The organism is Geodermatophilus sp. SYSU D00867 (genome assembly GCF_054050315.1).
On the sequence record NZ_JBJGZC010000001.1, the window covers coordinates 135,061 to 149,377 of the forward strand.

The 14,317-nt window shown below is 71.0% G+C and carries 20 protein-coding genes; 17 read left to right on the top strand and 3 right to left on the bottom strand.

Annotated elements, in window-relative coordinates; genetic code table 11:
* Positions 1-134: 134 nt before the first annotated feature.
* From ACI8AK_RS00685 to ACI8AK_RS00695, 3 genes are all read right to left on the bottom strand, one after another.
* On the bottom strand, positions 135-1,178 hold the full coding sequence (locus ACI8AK_RS00685) for an LLM class F420-dependent oxidoreductase (protein WP_456954857.1): 1,044 nt from the start codon (positions 1,176-1,178) through the stop codon (positions 135-137).
* A 78-nt stretch (positions 1,179-1,256) separates the two neighbouring features.
* Positions 1,257-1,487 carry a hypothetical protein gene (locus tag ACI8AK_RS00690; protein ID WP_387987762.1) on the bottom strand — a complete coding sequence of 77 codons (231 nt, stop codon included), beginning with the start codon at positions 1,485-1,487 and terminating at the stop codon, positions 1,257-1,259.
* Positions 1,488-1,633: 146 nt separating this feature from the next.
* On the bottom strand, positions 1,634-2,599 hold the full coding sequence (locus ACI8AK_RS00695) for a hypothetical protein (protein ID WP_456954858.1): 966 nt from the start codon (positions 2,597-2,599) through the stop codon (positions 1,634-1,636).
* Between the two features lie 625 nt (positions 2,600-3,224).
* Between ACI8AK_RS00695 and rpsL the strand changes: the two genes are divergently transcribed.
* The 17 genes from rpsL to rplX all read left to right on the top strand — a co-directional run bounded on the left by rpsL (position 3,225) and on the right by rplX (position 14,316).
* The gene (rpsL, locus tag ACI8AK_RS00700; RefSeq protein WP_012950487.1) at positions 3,225-3,599 is read left to right on the top strand and encodes a 30S ribosomal protein S12; all 375 of its coding nucleotides are present in this window, start codon (positions 3,225-3,227) and stop codon (positions 3,597-3,599) included.
* Position 3,600: 1 nt separating this feature from the next.
* Entirely contained in the window at positions 3,601-4,071 is a 471-nt protein-coding gene (gene rpsG / locus ACI8AK_RS00705; RefSeq protein WP_075013303.1) for a 30S ribosomal protein S7, read from the top strand.
* A 103-nt stretch (positions 4,072-4,174) separates the two neighbouring features.
* Complete coding sequence (gene fusA / locus ACI8AK_RS00710) at positions 4,175-6,274, top strand: elongation factor G (protein ID WP_387987757.1); 2,100 nt, start codon at positions 4,175-4,177, stop codon at positions 6,272-6,274.
* 93 nt (positions 6,275-6,367) lie between these two features.
* The gene (gene tuf / locus ACI8AK_RS00715; protein ID WP_387987755.1) at positions 6,368-7,561 is read left to right on the top strand and encodes an elongation factor Tu; all 1,194 of its coding nucleotides are present in this window, start codon (positions 6,368-6,370) and stop codon (positions 7,559-7,561) included.
* A 166-nt stretch (positions 7,562-7,727) separates the two neighbouring features.
* A complete protein-coding gene (gene rpsJ, locus ACI8AK_RS00720; RefSeq protein WP_014742859.1) occupies positions 7,728-8,033 on the top strand; it encodes a 30S ribosomal protein S10 in 306 nt (101 codons plus the stop codon).
* A 16-nt stretch (positions 8,034-8,049) separates the two neighbouring features.
* Positions 8,050-8,715, top strand: coding sequence for a 50S ribosomal protein L3 (gene rplC / locus ACI8AK_RS00725; RefSeq protein WP_387987752.1), 666 nt, complete (start codon positions 8,050-8,052; stop codon positions 8,713-8,715).
* On the top strand, positions 8,712-9,530 hold the full coding sequence (gene rplD, locus ACI8AK_RS00730; RefSeq protein WP_456901393.1) for a 50S ribosomal protein L4: 819 nt from the start codon (positions 8,712-8,714) through the stop codon (positions 9,528-9,530). Before rplC ends, rplD begins: the two co-directional genes overlap by 4 nt.
* Positions 9,527-9,829, top strand: coding sequence for a 50S ribosomal protein L23 (gene rplW, locus ACI8AK_RS00735; protein WP_100497379.1), 303 nt, complete (start codon positions 9,527-9,529; stop codon positions 9,827-9,829). The genes rplD and rplW overlap by 4 nt, the downstream gene beginning before the upstream one ends.
* 41 nt (positions 9,830-9,870) lie before the next feature.
* On the top strand, positions 9,871-10,704 hold the full coding sequence (gene rplB / locus ACI8AK_RS00740) for a 50S ribosomal protein L2 (protein WP_387987748.1): 834 nt from the start codon (positions 9,871-9,873) through the stop codon (positions 10,702-10,704).
* A gap of 24 nt (positions 10,705-10,728) precedes the next feature.
* The gene (rpsS, locus tag ACI8AK_RS00745) at positions 10,729-11,010 is read left to right on the top strand and encodes a 30S ribosomal protein S19 (RefSeq protein ID WP_089402109.1); all 282 of its coding nucleotides are present in this window, start codon (positions 10,729-10,731) and stop codon (positions 11,008-11,010) included.
* A gap of 26 nt (positions 11,011-11,036) precedes the next feature.
* Complete coding sequence (gene rplV / locus ACI8AK_RS00750; RefSeq protein WP_456901392.1) at positions 11,037-11,516, top strand: large ribosomal subunit protein uL22; 480 nt, start codon at positions 11,037-11,039, stop codon at positions 11,514-11,516.
* Positions 11,516-12,421 (top strand): 30S ribosomal protein S3, encoded by a 906-nt coding sequence (gene rpsC, locus ACI8AK_RS00755; protein WP_387987745.1) that lies wholly within the window; start codon positions 11,516-11,518, stop codon positions 12,419-12,421. The genes rplV and rpsC overlap by 1 nt, the downstream gene beginning before the upstream one ends.
* A gap of 3 nt (positions 12,422-12,424) precedes the next feature.
* Positions 12,425-12,841, top strand: a complete 417-nt coding sequence (gene rplP, locus ACI8AK_RS00760; protein WP_387987743.1) for a 50S ribosomal protein L16 — start codon at positions 12,425-12,427, stop codon at positions 12,839-12,841.
* Positions 12,841-13,074 (top strand): 50S ribosomal protein L29, encoded by a 234-nt coding sequence (gene rpmC / locus ACI8AK_RS00765; RefSeq protein ID WP_387987741.1) that lies wholly within the window; start codon positions 12,841-12,843, stop codon positions 13,072-13,074. The genes rplP and rpmC overlap by 1 nt, the downstream gene beginning before the upstream one ends.
* The gene (gene rpsQ, locus ACI8AK_RS00770) at positions 13,071-13,370 is read left to right on the top strand and encodes a 30S ribosomal protein S17 (protein ID WP_387987740.1); all 300 of its coding nucleotides are present in this window, start codon (positions 13,071-13,073) and stop codon (positions 13,368-13,370) included. The genes rpmC and rpsQ overlap by 4 nt, the downstream gene beginning before the upstream one ends.
* Positions 13,371-13,591: 221 nt before the next feature.
* Positions 13,592-13,960: a 50S ribosomal protein L14 gene (gene rplN / locus ACI8AK_RS00775; protein WP_387987738.1), complete on the top strand. Its 369-nt coding sequence runs from the start codon at positions 13,592-13,594 to the stop codon at positions 13,958-13,960.
* 2 nt (positions 13,961-13,962) lie between these two features.
* Positions 13,963-14,316, top strand: coding sequence for a 50S ribosomal protein L24 (gene rplX, locus ACI8AK_RS00780; protein WP_456901391.1), 354 nt, complete (start codon positions 13,963-13,965; stop codon positions 14,314-14,316).
* Position 14,317 lies beyond the last annotated feature (1 nt).

The following is a 14,317-nucleotide window of genomic DNA, read 5'->3' on the forward strand; positions in this document are numbered from 1 at the left end:
TTCGCACGCTCACGGCGGGCCCCTGAGGGAGGCCGTTCCACCACCTCACGTGAGAAGGGCCCCGCAGATCGCGAGATCTGCGGGGCCCTTCCGCGTGTCAGGGGAGCGGCTGCGTCACGTGACGCAACACCGGCCTAGCGGTCGGCCAGCTTCCGCATGGTCTCCACCGTCCGCAGCCGGCCCTCACGGCTGTCGTCCAGGGGCTGCAGCGCGATGGTGGTGACGCCGGCCTCCGCGTAGGCGGCCACCCGCTCGGCCACGTAGGACTCCGGCCCGATCAGCGACACCCTGCGGACGAACTCCTCGGGCAGCGCCGCGGCCGCCTCGTCCTTCTTCCCGTCCAGGTAGAGGTCCTGGACGGTCCCGGCGGCCTCCTCGTAGCCGTAGCGGCGGGCGAGGTCGTTGTAGAAGTTCTTCCCCCGGGCGCCCATGCCGCCGACGTAGAGGGCCAGCTGCGGCCGCACCAGGTCGTGCAGGTGGTCGACGTCCTCACCGATCGCCACCGGGACGCCGCAGATGACCTGCAGGTCCCCGAGCGCGGGGTCGCGCTTGGACTTCCCGGCGCGCAGCGAGTCGCCCCAGACGTCGTCGGCGCGCTCGGGCATGAACCAGATCGGCTCCCAGACCTCGGCGATCTCGGCGGCGAGCTCCACGTTCTTGGGGCCGAGCGCGGCGAGCATCACCGGGATGCGCTCGCGCACCGGGGTGTTGATCAGCTTCAGCGGCTTGCCGAGGCCCGTGCCCTGCTCGGCCGGCAGCGGCACCGTGTACTTCGGCCCCTCGTGCACGAGCCGCTCGCGGCGCCACACCTGCCGGCAGATCTCCACGACCTCGCGGGTGCGCTGCAGCGGGGCGTCGTAGGGGACGCCGTGCCAGCCCTCGATGACCTGCGGGCCGGAGGCGCCCAGGCCCAGGGTGAACCGCCCACCGGAGACGAAGTCCAGGCCGGCCGCGGTCATGGCCGTCAGGGCCGGCGTCCGGCTGTAGATCGGCAGGATCGCGCTCATCAGCTCGACCCGCTGCGTGACGGCGGCCAGGTAACCGAGCTGGCTAACGGCGTCGAAGGTGTAGACCTCCGCGCACATCGCGAGGTCGAGCCCGGCGGCCTCGAGGTCGACGATCTCCGCCGCCGTCTCCTGGAAACCCCCCGCGTAACTGGCCTGGATGCCGATGCGCACCTGCACTCCTCTGGTCGGCGGCGCCCGCGTCGGCGCCTCCGGCGACCGTAGCGGGTGCGCGCGGGCGGGCCCGGGGGCTCAGGCGGTGCGGCTGCGCAGCGGGCGGATGACGCCGACGACCTCGGTGACGACCCGGACGCCGTCGACGTCGCGGGGGACCAGGCCGGCCGCGTCGGCGTCGGCGACGTCGACCTTGACGACGTAGCCGCTGTCCCGCCGGGCCAGGCCGATGCCAACGACCCCCGGCTGGGCGGAGAGCTGGTCGGCGAGGACGCCCTTGGCGGCGCGGGCGGCGGCACGGTCGGTCACGAGGTCTCCTCGCTGACGCCCGCGCGCCGGGTGCCCGGGACGAGGGAGGTCCCGGACGGCCGTGCGGGCTCGGTCACCTCCCCATGGTGCCTCGTTCCCGCCCGGAGCGACATCCCCCTGACCTGGGGGACGACCTCAGGAGGAGGTCAGGAGGCGACCCACTCCGCCCCCAGGGTGGCCAGCACGGTCGACAGGGGGTTGGCGAAGGTCAGCCCGGCGCCGTTGCTGCCGCCCTGGTCGCTGCCGGCGAACAGCAGGCCCAGCGGGACGCGGTCGGCACTGCGCCAGATGACCGAGCCGCTGTCCCCGCCCGCGGAGAACGGCCCCGACAGGCCCTCGATCTCGATCTGGTCGTCGAAGACGTGCACGCCGTCGTCGTACTGGACGGCGACCCCGTCGACCTCCACCGCGGTGACCCGCCCGCGGGTGTGCCCGGTGGTGCGGCCGACCTTCTCGACCTCCTCGTCCGGCTCCACCTCCAGCCCGTCGGCCACGGTGCCGGCCAGCGGGCCGCCGGGGAGCCGGCCGGGCTCGGCCTCGACGCCCGCGTCCAGGACGGCGACGGCGGCGTCGACCTTGTTGCGCCCCTCGGTGAAGCGCTCGAAGGCGGTCAGCGTGGCCACCCGGTCGGCCGGGACGCCGCCGTCGGCCGGCCCCGGCTGCAGCACCGCGTCCCCCACCGCGCCGGCGTCGCTGGCGGCGAGGACGTGGTTGTTGGACAGGATCGCCAGCCGCCCCTCCACCCGGACGAAGCCGCCCAGCGTCCCCGCCGTGACGGCCGGGTGGGCCACCGACAGTCCCGGGTGCAGCGGGCGCGTGCGCCGCTGCAGCTCCGCCGGGGTGGGGGAGGACAGCGGCACTATCGGCCCGGTCACCCGGACGTCGATCTCGGCTCGCACCACGTCGTCGAGGTCGGTGAGCAGCACCCGGGCGTCGTCCTCGGCCGCCACGCGGATCGCGAGGTGCACCCGCCCGGGGGCGACGGGTGCCAGCCCGATGGCCGGCCGCGTCCACACGCGGCCGCCGAGGTCGCTGGCCCGGACCGGGGGGAAGCCCTCGGCCAGGCGCGCGGACAGCCGCGCCTTGAGCTCGCGCGCCGTGTCGATCAGCACCAGGACCTCCGTAGCGGTGAGTGGTCTCGTTGGGACCGACGGTAGGGGCAGGGTCCGACAGTCGCGCGCCCACCGGGGAACGGAGGCGCGGTCGCGCTCCCGGGCGACGTCCCCTGGCGCGCGGCCCCGGCCGCGGTATGGTGCGACCTCCCCCGGGGCCGTGCGGCACGGTCCCCGCGGCGGCCGGGAATGGCCGGCAGCGCCGCGTCGTTGTCCCCGTCGAACGGGCCCGGGTGGCAGGCAGACCCTGCCCGCTCGGCTCCCGGGACCCGGCTTTGACCGCCTCCCAGCACGCGGGTATCGTGGTCAGCCGTGCCCAGGGTGCCCTGGGCCTGCTCCCGTTCGCGGTGCGCCTGGGTGTCCGGAGGTCCGCCTCCTGGCCGCGGGTCCGCCCCGGTGGGCCGTCCACGGAGGACGGTGTCCGGAGGTGGCGGCGCCGAGTCGCGGGGGGCGACCAGTCCGGTTCGACCGCCGGCCGGTCCTGGGGAAGGCGACACGCCCGACCGCGGGGACCGGTGAGTGGCTCGTGACCCGGGCGGACGACCCCGGCAGGACCGGCACCGGCGACACGACAGCAGCACCGTCCACAGCACGACCCAGCGCAGGTAGGAGATCCAGGCCACCCATGCCCACGATCAACCAGCTGGTCCGCAAGGGCCGCGAGGACAAGGTCGAGAAGACCAAGACCCCGGCGTTGAAGGGCTCCCCTCAGCGTCGAGGCGTGTGCACCCGCGTGTACACCACGACGCCGAAGAAGCCGAACTCGGCGCTCCGCAAGGTCGCTCGCGTCCGCCTCACCAGTGGCATCGAGGTGACCGCCTACATCCCGGGCGTCGGCCACAACCTGCAGGAGCACTCGATGGTGCTCGTGCGCGGCGGCCGCGTGAAGGACCTCCCGGGTGTGCGTTACAAGATCATCCGTGGCTCGCTCGACACCCAGGGTGTCCGCAACCGCAAGCAGGCTCGCAGCCGGTACGGCGCGAAGAAGGAGAAGAGCTGACATGCCGCGCAAGGGCCCCGCGCCGCGCCGTCCGCTGGTCAACGACCCGGTCTACCAGTCGCCGCTGGTCACCCAGCTGGTGAACAAGGTCCTCGTCGACGGTAAGCGCTCGGTCGCCGAGTCGATCGTCTACGGCGCCCTCGAGGGCTGCCGCGCCAAGACCGACACCGACCCGGTGGTCACGCTCAAGCGCGCGCTGGACAACGTCAAGCCGGCCCTCGAGGTCCGCAGCCGCCGCGTCGGTGGCGCGACCTACCAGGTCCCGGTCGAGGTCCGCGCCTCCCGCAGCACCACCCTCGGCCTGCGCTGGCTGATCCAGTACAGCCGGGCGCGCCGCGAGAAGACGATGACCGAGCGCCTCATGAACGAGCTGCTCGACGCCAGCAACGGCCTCGGTGCCGCGGTCAAGCGCCGCGAGGACACCCACAAGATGGCCGAGTCGAACAAGGCCTTCGCGCACTACCGCTGGTAGTCGCACCCCCGCTGGTGACACCCGTCCACCAGCACCCGCCGGCGGGGACGCCGGGCCACCCCCGGACCACCGCACGCGGACCAGAGACAAAGAGGAGTGAGACATGGCCAGCAACGAGGCCCAGCTCGCCAAGACCCGCAACATCGGGATCATGGCGCACATCGACGCCGGCAAGACCACGACGACCGAGCGCATCCTCTTCTACACCGGCATCAACTACAAGATCGGTGAGGTCCACGACGGCGCGGCCACGATGGACTGGATGGAGCAGGAGCAGGAGCGCGGCATCACCATCACGTCCGCCGCGACGAAGTGCTCCTGGAACGGCCACGACATCAACATCATCGACACCCCGGGGCACGTCGACTTCACCGTCGAGGTGGAGCGGTCCCTGCGCGTGCTCGACGGTGCGGTGGCCGTCTACGACGGTGTCGCCGGCGTGGAGCCGCAGACCGAGCAGGTCTGGCGGCAGGCGGAGAAGTACGGCGTCCCGCGCATGTGCTTCGTCAACAAGCTCGACCGGACCGGCGCGAACTTCTTCCGCTGCGTCGACATGATGGTCGAGCGGCTCGGCGCCAACCCGGCCGTGCTGCAGCTCCCCATCGGCGCCGAGGCCGACTTCATCGGCGTCGTCGACCTGGTGCAGATGCGCGCGCTCACCTGGCGCGGGGAGACCAAGATGGGCGAGGACTACGCCATCGAGGAGATCCCCGCCGAGCTCGCCGACCAGGCCGCCGAGTACCGCGACAAGCTGCTCGAGACGATCGCCGAGACCGACGACGCGATCATGGAGGCCTACCTGGGCGGCGAGGACATCCCCGTCGACCAGCTCAAGGCCGCCATCCGCAAGGCGACCATCGCCGCGCAGATCAACCCGGTGCTCACCGGCACGGCGTTCAAGAACAAGGGCGTGCAGCCCCTGCTCGACGCCGTCGTGGACTACCTGCCCAGCCCGCTGGACATCGAGGCCATCGTGGGCACCGCCCTCGACGGCGAGACCGAGGTCCTGCGGCACGCCGACGAGGACGAGCCGTTCTCGGCGCTGGCCTTCAAGATCCAGACCGACCAGCACCTCGGCAAGCTGACCTACGTCCGCGTCTACTCGGGCCGGCTCAACTCCGGGTCCCCGGTGCTCAACAGCACCAAGGACCGCAAGGAGCGGATCGGCAAGATCTACCAGATGCACGCCAACAAGCGCGAGGAGCGCGAGGGCGTGGGCGCCGGCCAGATCGTCGCCGTCGTCGGCCTGAAGCAGACGACCACGGGTGACACCCTCTGCGACCCGCAGAACCCGGTGATCCTCGAGTCGATGACCTTCCCGGCCCCGGTCATCTCGGTCGCGATCGAGCCCAAGACCAAGGGCGACCAGGAGAAGCTCGGCACCGCCATCCAGAAGCTGGCCGAGGAGGACCCGACCTTCCAGGTCCGCCTCGACGAGGAGACCGGTCAGACGGTCATCTCCGGCATGGGCGAGCTCCACCTGGAGATCCTGGTCGACCGCATGCGGCGCGAGTTCCGCGTCGAGGCCAACGTCGGCAAGCCGCAGGTCGCCTACCGCGAGACCATCCGCAAGGCGGTCGAGAAGGTCGACTACACCCACAAGAAGCAGACGGGTGGGTCCGGCCAGTTCGCCAAGGTGCAGGTCAGCATCGAGCCGCTCGAGGTCAGCGGCGACGGCCCGACCTACGAGTTCGTCAACGCCGTGACCGGTGGTCGCATCCCGAAGGAGTACATCCCCTCGGTCGACCAGGGCATGCAGGACGCCATGCAGTACGGCATCCTCGCCGGCTACCCGATGGTCGGCGTCAAGGCGACCCTCGTCGACGGCCAGTACCACGAGGTCGACTCCTCGGAGATGGCCTTCAAGATCGCCGGCTCGATGGTCTTCAAGGAGGCCGCCCGCAAGGCCAGCCCGGCCCTGCTTGAGCCGATGATGGCCGTCGAGGTCGTCACGCCCGAGGACTACATGGGCGACGTCATCGGCGACCTGAACTCCCGGCGCGGGATGATCCAGGCGATGGAGGAGCGCTCCGGCGCCCGCGTCGTCCGGGCCCTGGTCCCGCTCTCGGAGATGTTCGGCTACGTGGGCGACCTGCGCAGCCGCACCCAGGGGCGGGCGAGCTACACCATGGTGTTCGACTCGTACGCCGAGGTCCCGCAGAACGTGGCCAAGGAGATCATCGCCAAGGCCACCGGCGAGTGACCCGCCGGGCGGGGTACGTCCCCGCCCGGCACCCCCAGCAAGCCCACCCCAGAGTTCCCGCGCACGACGCGAGACCACGAGGAGAGGAACCCAGTGGCCAAGGCCAAGTTCGAGCGGACCAAGCCGCACGTCAACATCGGCACCATCGGGCACATCGACCACGGCAAGACCACGCTGACCGCGGCGATCACCAAGGTGCTGCACGACAAGTACCCGGACCTCAACGAGGCGTCGGCCTTCGACCAGATCGACAAGGCGCCCGAGGAGAAGGCCCGCGGCATCACGATCTCGATCGCCCACGTCGAGTACCAGACGGAGAACCGTCACTACGCGCACGTCGACTGCCCCGGGCACGCCGACTACATCAAGAACATGATCACCGGTGCGGCGCAGATGGACGGCGCCATCCTGGTGGTCGCCGCGACCGACGGCCCGATGCCGCAGACCAAGGAGCACGTCCTCCTGGCCCGCCAGGTCGGCGTCCCCTACATCGTCGTGGCGCTGAACAAGGCCGACATGGTCGACGACGAGGAGATCCTCGAGCTCGTCGAGCTGGAGGTCCGCGAGCTGCTGTCCGAGTACGAGTTCCCGGGCGACGACGTCCCCGTGGTCCGCGTCTCGGCGCTGAAGGCCCTCGAGGGCGACGCCGAGTGGGGCGACAAGCTCATGGAGCTCATGGACGCCGTCGACACGGCGATCCCCGAGCCGCAGCGTGAGATCGACAAGCCGTTCCTCATGCCCGTCGAGGACGTCTTCACCATCACCGGTCGCGGCACCGTCGTCACCGGTCGCGTGGAGCGCGGCATCGTCAAGGTGTCGGAGGAGGTCGAGATCGTCGGCATCCGCCCGTCGTCGACCAAGACCACCGTCACCGGCGTCGAGATGTTCCGCAAGCTGCTCGACCAGGGCCAGGCCGGCGACAACGTCGGTCTGCTGCTGCGCGGCATCAAGCGCGAGGACGTGGAGCGCGGCCAGGTCGTCGTGAAGCCCGGCTCGATCACCCCGCACACCAACTTCGAGGGTTCGGTCTACATCCTCTCGAAGGACGAGGGTGGCCGTCACACGCCGTTCTTCAACAACTACCGTCCGCAGTTCTACTTCCGGACGACCGACGTCACCGGCGTCGTGACCCTGCCGGCCGGCACCGAGATGGTCATGCCGGGCGACAACACCGAGATGACGGTCGAGCTCATCCAGCCGATCGCCATGGAGGAGGGCCTGCGGTTCGCCATCCGTGAGGGTGGCCGCACCGTCGGCGCCGGTCGCGTCACCAAGATCCTCAAGTAACACCCGACGGGCGGCGGCGCACCCCTGCGCCGCCGCCCGTCCCCGGGTGTGCGTGCTGCATGTGTGCACCGCCACCCTCCCCGCTGGGGCCGGACCGGATGACGTCCGGACGCACCCGGCGTTCCCCAGCTAGCAGAACAGCGATCGGCAGGAGCGAGAGACAGCGATGGCGGGACAGAAGATCCGCATCAGGCTGAAGGCCTACGACCACGAGGCGATCGACGCCTCTGCGCGGCGCATCGTCGACACGGTGACCAAGACCGGTGCGCGCGTCGTCGGCCCGGTGCCGCTGCCGACGGAGAAGAACGTGTACTGCGTCATCCGCTCGCCGCACAAGTACAAGGACTCGCGCGAGCACTTCGAGATGCGCACGCACAAGCGGCTCATCGACATCCTCGACCCGACGCCGAAGACGGTCGACGCGCTCATGCGCATCGACCTGCCGGCCTCGGTCGACGTGAACATCCAGTAAGGAACCGAGTCCAGTCATGGCGAGTACGTTCCGCGGGCTCCTCGGCGAGAAGCTGGGGATGACCCAGGTCTTCGACGAGAACAACCGCATCGTGCCGGTGACCGTCGTCAAGGCGGGCCCGAACGTGGTGACGCAGGTGCGCACCCCCGAGGTCGACGGCTACTCGGCCGTCCAGCTCGGCTTCGGCGAGATCGACCCCCGCAAGGTGAACAAGCCCGAGGGTGGCCACTTCGCCAAGGCCGGCGTGACGCCGCGCCGCCACGTGGTCGAGCTGCGCACCGAGGACGCCGGTCAGTACACGACCGGCCAGGAGCTCACCGTCGACGTGTTCGACGGCGTGGCCAAGGTCGACGTCATCGGGACCAGCAAGGGCAAGGGCACCGCGGGTGTCATGAAGCGGCACGGCTTCCGTGGCCTCGGTGCCGCCCACGGCACCCAGCGCAAGCACCGGCACCCCGGCTCCATCGGCGGTGCCTCCACCCCCGGCCGCGTGTTCAAGGGCCTGAAGATGGCCGGCCGCATGGGTGCGGTCAAGACCACGACGCTCTCGCTCACCGTCCACAAGGTGGACACCGAGCGCGGCCTGCTTCTGATCAAGGGCGCCATCCCCGGCCCGAAGGGCGGCCTCGTGCTCGTCCGCTCGGCCGTCAAGGGTGGCCCCGTGGGGAGTGACAACCAGTGACCCAGTCGACCGCGACCGAGGCGGCGCGCGCCGACCGCCAGGTCGACGTCCGCACGCCGGCGGGGGAGACCTCCGGCAGCGTCACGCTGCCCGGTGACCTGTTCGACGCGAACGCGAACGTCGCGCTCATGCACCAGGTCGTCGTCGCCCAGCTGGCCGCGGCCCGCCAGGGCACGCACGCGACCAAGACGCGCGGCGCCGTCAGCGGCGGTGGCGTCAAGCCGTACCGCCAGAAGGGCACCGGCCGTGCCCGGCAGGGCTCGATCCGCGCGCCGCAGTTCGCCGGCGGTGGCACGGTCCACGGCCCCCAGCCGCGCGACTACTCGCAGCGCACGCCCAAGAAGATGAAGGCCGCCGCCCTGCGCGGCGCCCTCTCCGACCGGGCGCGCGCCGGCCGCGTGCACGTCGTCACCACCTTCGTCGACGGCGACGCCCCGAAGACCAAGGCGGCCATCGCCACGCTCGACGCCGTGACGGGTGCCAAGCGGGTGCTCGTGGTCCTCGACCGCGACGACGTCCTCAACTGGGTGAGCCTGCGCAACGAGCCGCGCGTGCACCTGATCGAGGCCGGCCAGCTCAACACCTACGACGTCCTGGTCAGCGACGAGGTGGTCTTCACCGAGACCGCGCTGGCCGAGTTCGTCGCCGGCCCGCACAGCGGCAGCGGCGGCAAGGGCGGCACCTCGCTGACCAAGCCGGACCTGACGACGCCGGACATCCCCGGCGCCATCCCGTCCATCCAGCCGGCCGAGGGCACGACCGACCTGGACCTCGAGCAGAACGAGGCCACCGACACCACCGAGGAGAAGGCGTGAGCGTCCGCGACCCCCGGGACGTCCTGCTGTCGCCGGTCATCTCGGAGAAGAGCTACGGGCTGCTGGACGAGAACCAGTACACGTTCGTGGTGCTGCCCGAGGCCAACAAGACACAGATCAAGATCGCGGTCGAGCAGGTCTTCAACGTGAAGGTCCTCGGCGTGAACACCATCAACCGCCAGGGCAAGCGCAAGCGCAGCCGGGGTAACAAGCTCGGCAAGCGCAAGGACACCAAGCGGGCCATCGTCTCGCTGGCGCCCGGCGACCGGATCGAGATCTTCGGGGGCCCGGGCGCCTGAGCCCGGACTGCCGGACCAGAGACAGAGGAACCGAGTCAGCAATGGCTATCCGCAAGTACAAGCCGACGACGCCGGGCCGCCGTGGCTCCAGCGTCGCCGACTTCGCCGAGGTCACCCGCGACCACCCCGAGAAGTCGCTGGTCCGGCCGCTGCACGGTCGCGGCGGGCGCAACGTCCACGGGAAGGTCACCGCTCGCCACCAGGGCGGCGGCCACAAGCGCGCCTACCGCGTCATCGACTTCCGTCGGGCGGACAAGGACGGCGTGCCGGCGAAGGTCGCGCACATCGAGTACGACCCGAACCGCACCTCCCGCATCGCGCTGCTGCACTTCGCCGACGGCGAGAAGCGCTACATCATCGCGCCGGCCCGCCTGAAGCAGGGCGACACGGTGGAGTGCGGCCCCTCGGCCGACATCAAGCCGGGCAACAACCTGCCGCTGCGCAACATCCCCGTCGGCACGGTCGTGCACGCGATCGAGCTGCGGCCGGGTGGCGGCGCGAAGATCGCCCGCTCCGCCGGCACCAGCGTCCAGCTGGTCGCCCGCGAGGGCCGCTTCGCCCAGCTGCGCATGCCCTCGGGCGAGATCCGCAACGTCGACGTGCGCTGCCGCGCCACCGTCGGCGAGGTGGGCAACGCCGAGCAGTCGAACATCAACTGGGGCAAGGCCGGCCGCATGCGGTGGAAGGGCAAGCGCCCGACCGTCCGCGGTGTCGCCATGAACCCGGTGGACCACCCGCACGGTGGTGGTGAGGGCAAGACCTCCGGTGGTCGCCACCCGGTGAACCCGAAGGGCAAGCCGGAGGGCCGCACGCGCAAGCGCAAGGCCAGTGACGCCCTGATCGTGCGCCGCCGGCGCACCAACAAGAAGCGCTGAGCGGGTTAGAGGAGTCCGACAGACATGCCACGCAGCCTGAAGAAGGGCCCGTTCGTCGACGACCACCTGCTCAAGAAGGTGGACGCGCAGAACGAGAAGGGCACCAAGACGGTCATCCGGACCTGGTCCCGCCGCTCGACGATCATCCCGGACATGCTCGGCCACACCATCGCCGTGCACGACGGTCGCAAGCACGTCCCGGTCTTCGTGACCGAGGCGATGGTCGGGCACAAGCTCGGCGAGTTCGCTCCGACCCGGACCTTCCGCGGTCACGTCAAGGACGACCGCCGGTCGCGGCGCGGCTGAGCCCGGTCCCGAGAGAGAGACTTGAGATGACTTCCCAGCTGGGAGAGGAGACGCAGGTCGCCCGGGCCGTCGCCCGCGGCGTCCGCGTCACCCCCATGAAGGCACGCCGGGTGGTGGACCTCATCCGCTACCTGCCCACCGACGAGGCCCTGGCCCTCCTGCGGTTCGCCCCGCAGTCGGCCAGCGAGCCGGTGGCCAAGGTCGTCGCCAGCGCCGTCGCCAACGCCGAGCACAACCTGCGGCTGGACCCGGCCGCGCTCGTCGTCAGCGCCGCCTACGTCGACGAGGGCCCGACCATGAAGCGGATCCGGCCGCGCGCCCAGGGCCGCGCCTACCGAATCAACAAGCGGACCAGCCACATCACCGTCGAGGTGAGCGAGGTCGGCTCCAGCGCCGACCTCGCCGGCAAGTCCCGCACCGCCCGCCGGCGCACCGGCCAGTCCGGCCCGGCGACGCAGCAGCAGGGCACGCAGCAGCGCTCCAACACGAGGGGAGGGACCCGCTAGTGGGTCAGAAGGTCAACCCGCACGGGTTCCGCCTCGGCATCACCACCGACTACAAGTCCCGGTGGTACGCCGACAAGCTGTACAAGGACTACGTCAAGGAAGACGTGGCCATCCGCAAGCTCATGACCAAGGGCATGGAGCGCGCCGGCATCTCGAAGGTGGAGATCGAGCGCACCCGTGACCGGGTCCGGGTCGACATCCACACCGCCCGGCCGGGCATCGTCATCGGCCGCCGCGGCGCCGAGGCCGACCGCATCCGCGGCGAGCTGGAGAAGCTCACCGGCAAGCAGGTGCAGCTGAACATCCTCGAGGTCAAGAACCCCGAGGCCGACGCCCAGCTCGTGGCCCAGGCCGTGGCCGAGCAGCTGTCCAGCCGCGTCAGCTTCCGCCGCGCCATGCGCAAGGCCATGCAGTCGGCCCAGCGCAGCCCGCAGGTCAAGGGCATCCGGGTGCAGTGCTCCGGGCGCCTGGGCGGCACCGAGATGAGCCGGTCGGAGTTCTACCGCGAGGGTCGCGTGCCGCTGCACACCCTCCGGGCGAACATCGACTACGGCCTGTACGAGGCCCGCACCACCTTCGGCCGCATCGGCGTGAAGGTGTGGATCTACAAGGGCGACGTCAGCGGCTCGCGTGCCGAGCGCGAGGCCCTCGAGGCCCTCGCCGCCCGGCAGCAGCGCCGGGAGCGCCCGCAGCGCCCCCGCCGGTCGGGCTCCAGCGGCACCACCGCCGGTGGCACCGAGGCCGGCCGCGCCGCCGCCGAGACGTCGACCGGTCCGGAGACCGGCGACAGCACCGTGGCCGTGACCTCGGGTGAGGTCGCGCCCGAGCAGACCGTCGCCGAGGCCGCCGGCCCCGAGGCGACCGCCGCGGCCGAGACGACCGCGACCGAGAACACGGAGGGCTGACACGTGCTGATCCCCCGGCGCGTCAAGCACCGCAAGCAGCACCACCCGGACCGCTCCGGCCGGGCCAAGGGCGGCACGGCGATCAACTTCGGTGAGTACGCCATCCAGGCCCTCGAGCCGGCGTACGTGACCAACCGGCAGATCGAGTCCGCCCGTATCGCCATGACCCGGCACATCCGCCGTGGCGGCAAGGTCTGGATCACGATCTACCCGGACCGCCCGCTCACCAAGAAGCCGGCCGAGACCCGCATGGGTTCCGGCAAGGGCTCCCCGGAGTGGTGGGTCGCCAACGTCAAGCCGGGCCGCGTCATGTTCGAGCTGTCGGGTGTCCCGGAGTCGGTGGCCCGCGAGGCCATGCGCCGCGCCATCCACAAGCTGCCCATGAAGGCTCGCTTCATCACGCGTGAAGGAGAGGTGTGATGGCCGCCGGTCTGACCGCCCCGGAGCTGCGCGAGCTCTCGGCCGAGGAGCTCGCCACGCGGCTGCGTGAGCACAAGGAAGAGCTGTTCAACCTGCGCTTCCAGGTGGCCACCGGCCAGCTGGACAACAACCGGCGACTGCAGACCGTCCGCCGCGACATCGCCCGGATCTACACGATCATGCGCGAGCGCGAGCTGGGTCTCTCGGTCGCCCCGAACGAGGGTGTGGCATGAGCGAGCCCCAGAACACCGCTGTCGCCAGCGGCCCCGGCCTGGCCGGCCGCGGCTACCGCAAGGTCCGCGAGGGCCTCGTGGTCAGCGACAAGATGGACAAGACCATCGTCGTCGAGGTCGAGGACCGCGTGAAGCACGGCCTCTACGGCAAGGTCATCCGTCGCACCAGCAAGCTGAAGGCCCACGACGAGCAGGGCGTCGCCGGCATCGGTGACCGCGTGCAGATCATGGAGACCCGACCGCTGTCGGCCACCAAGCGGTGGCGGCTGGTCGAGGTCCTCGAGAAGGCCAAGTAACACCCGTCGGGGGTCCGCGGGCCCTGTGACCCACGCCCTGCGGGGCGGGTCGCGGGACCGGGTACCCTGGACGACTGGCGCCCCTCCGGGTGAGCGCCACATCCCGGTACCCGTGTCGGACGCACCGGCGGCATCAGTCGCCGGTGCGTCCGCGCGTGGGTACCGGACAGCCGGTTCACCGTTCCGGCCCGGCTGTCACCACTGAGATTTGGGAGTAGGACGTGATCCAGCAGGAGTCGCGGCTCCGGGTCGCCGACAACACCGGTGCGAAGGAGATCCTCTGCATCCGGGTGCTCGGCGGGTCCGGGCGGCGCTACGCCGGCATCGGCGACGTCATCGTGGCGACCGTCAAGGACGCGCTGCCCGGTGCCGGCGTCAAGCGCGGCGACGTCGTCAAGGCCGTCGTCGTCCGCACGCGGAAGGAGCGTCGTCGTCCCGACGGCTCCTACATCCGCTTCGACGAGAACGCCGCGGTGATCATCCGCGACAGCGGCGACCCGCGCGGCACGCGCATCTTCGGTCCCGTCGGCCGCGAGCTGCGCGACAAGCGCTTCATGCGGATCATCTCGCTCGCCCCGGAGGTGCTCTGACCATGGCTGCCAAGAAGACCCCGCCGGCCAAGACGCCGGGCATGAAGGTGAAGAAGGGCGACACCGTGGTGGTCCTGTCCGGCAAGGACAAGGGCGCCCGGGGTCGCGTGATCGCCGCCTACCCCAAGCTGCAGAAGGTCCTCGTCGAGGGCGTCGGCCGCGTCAAGAAGCACACCCGCATCAGCTCGAACCAGCGGGGCGCGCAGCAGGGCGGCATCGTCACCCAGGAGGCTCCCATCCACGTCAGCAACGTGATGGTGATCGACTCCGAGGGGACGCCGACCCGGGTCGGTTACCGCCAGGACGAGGAAGGCCGCAACATCCGGGTGTCGCGGCGGACCGGTAAGGACCTCTGAC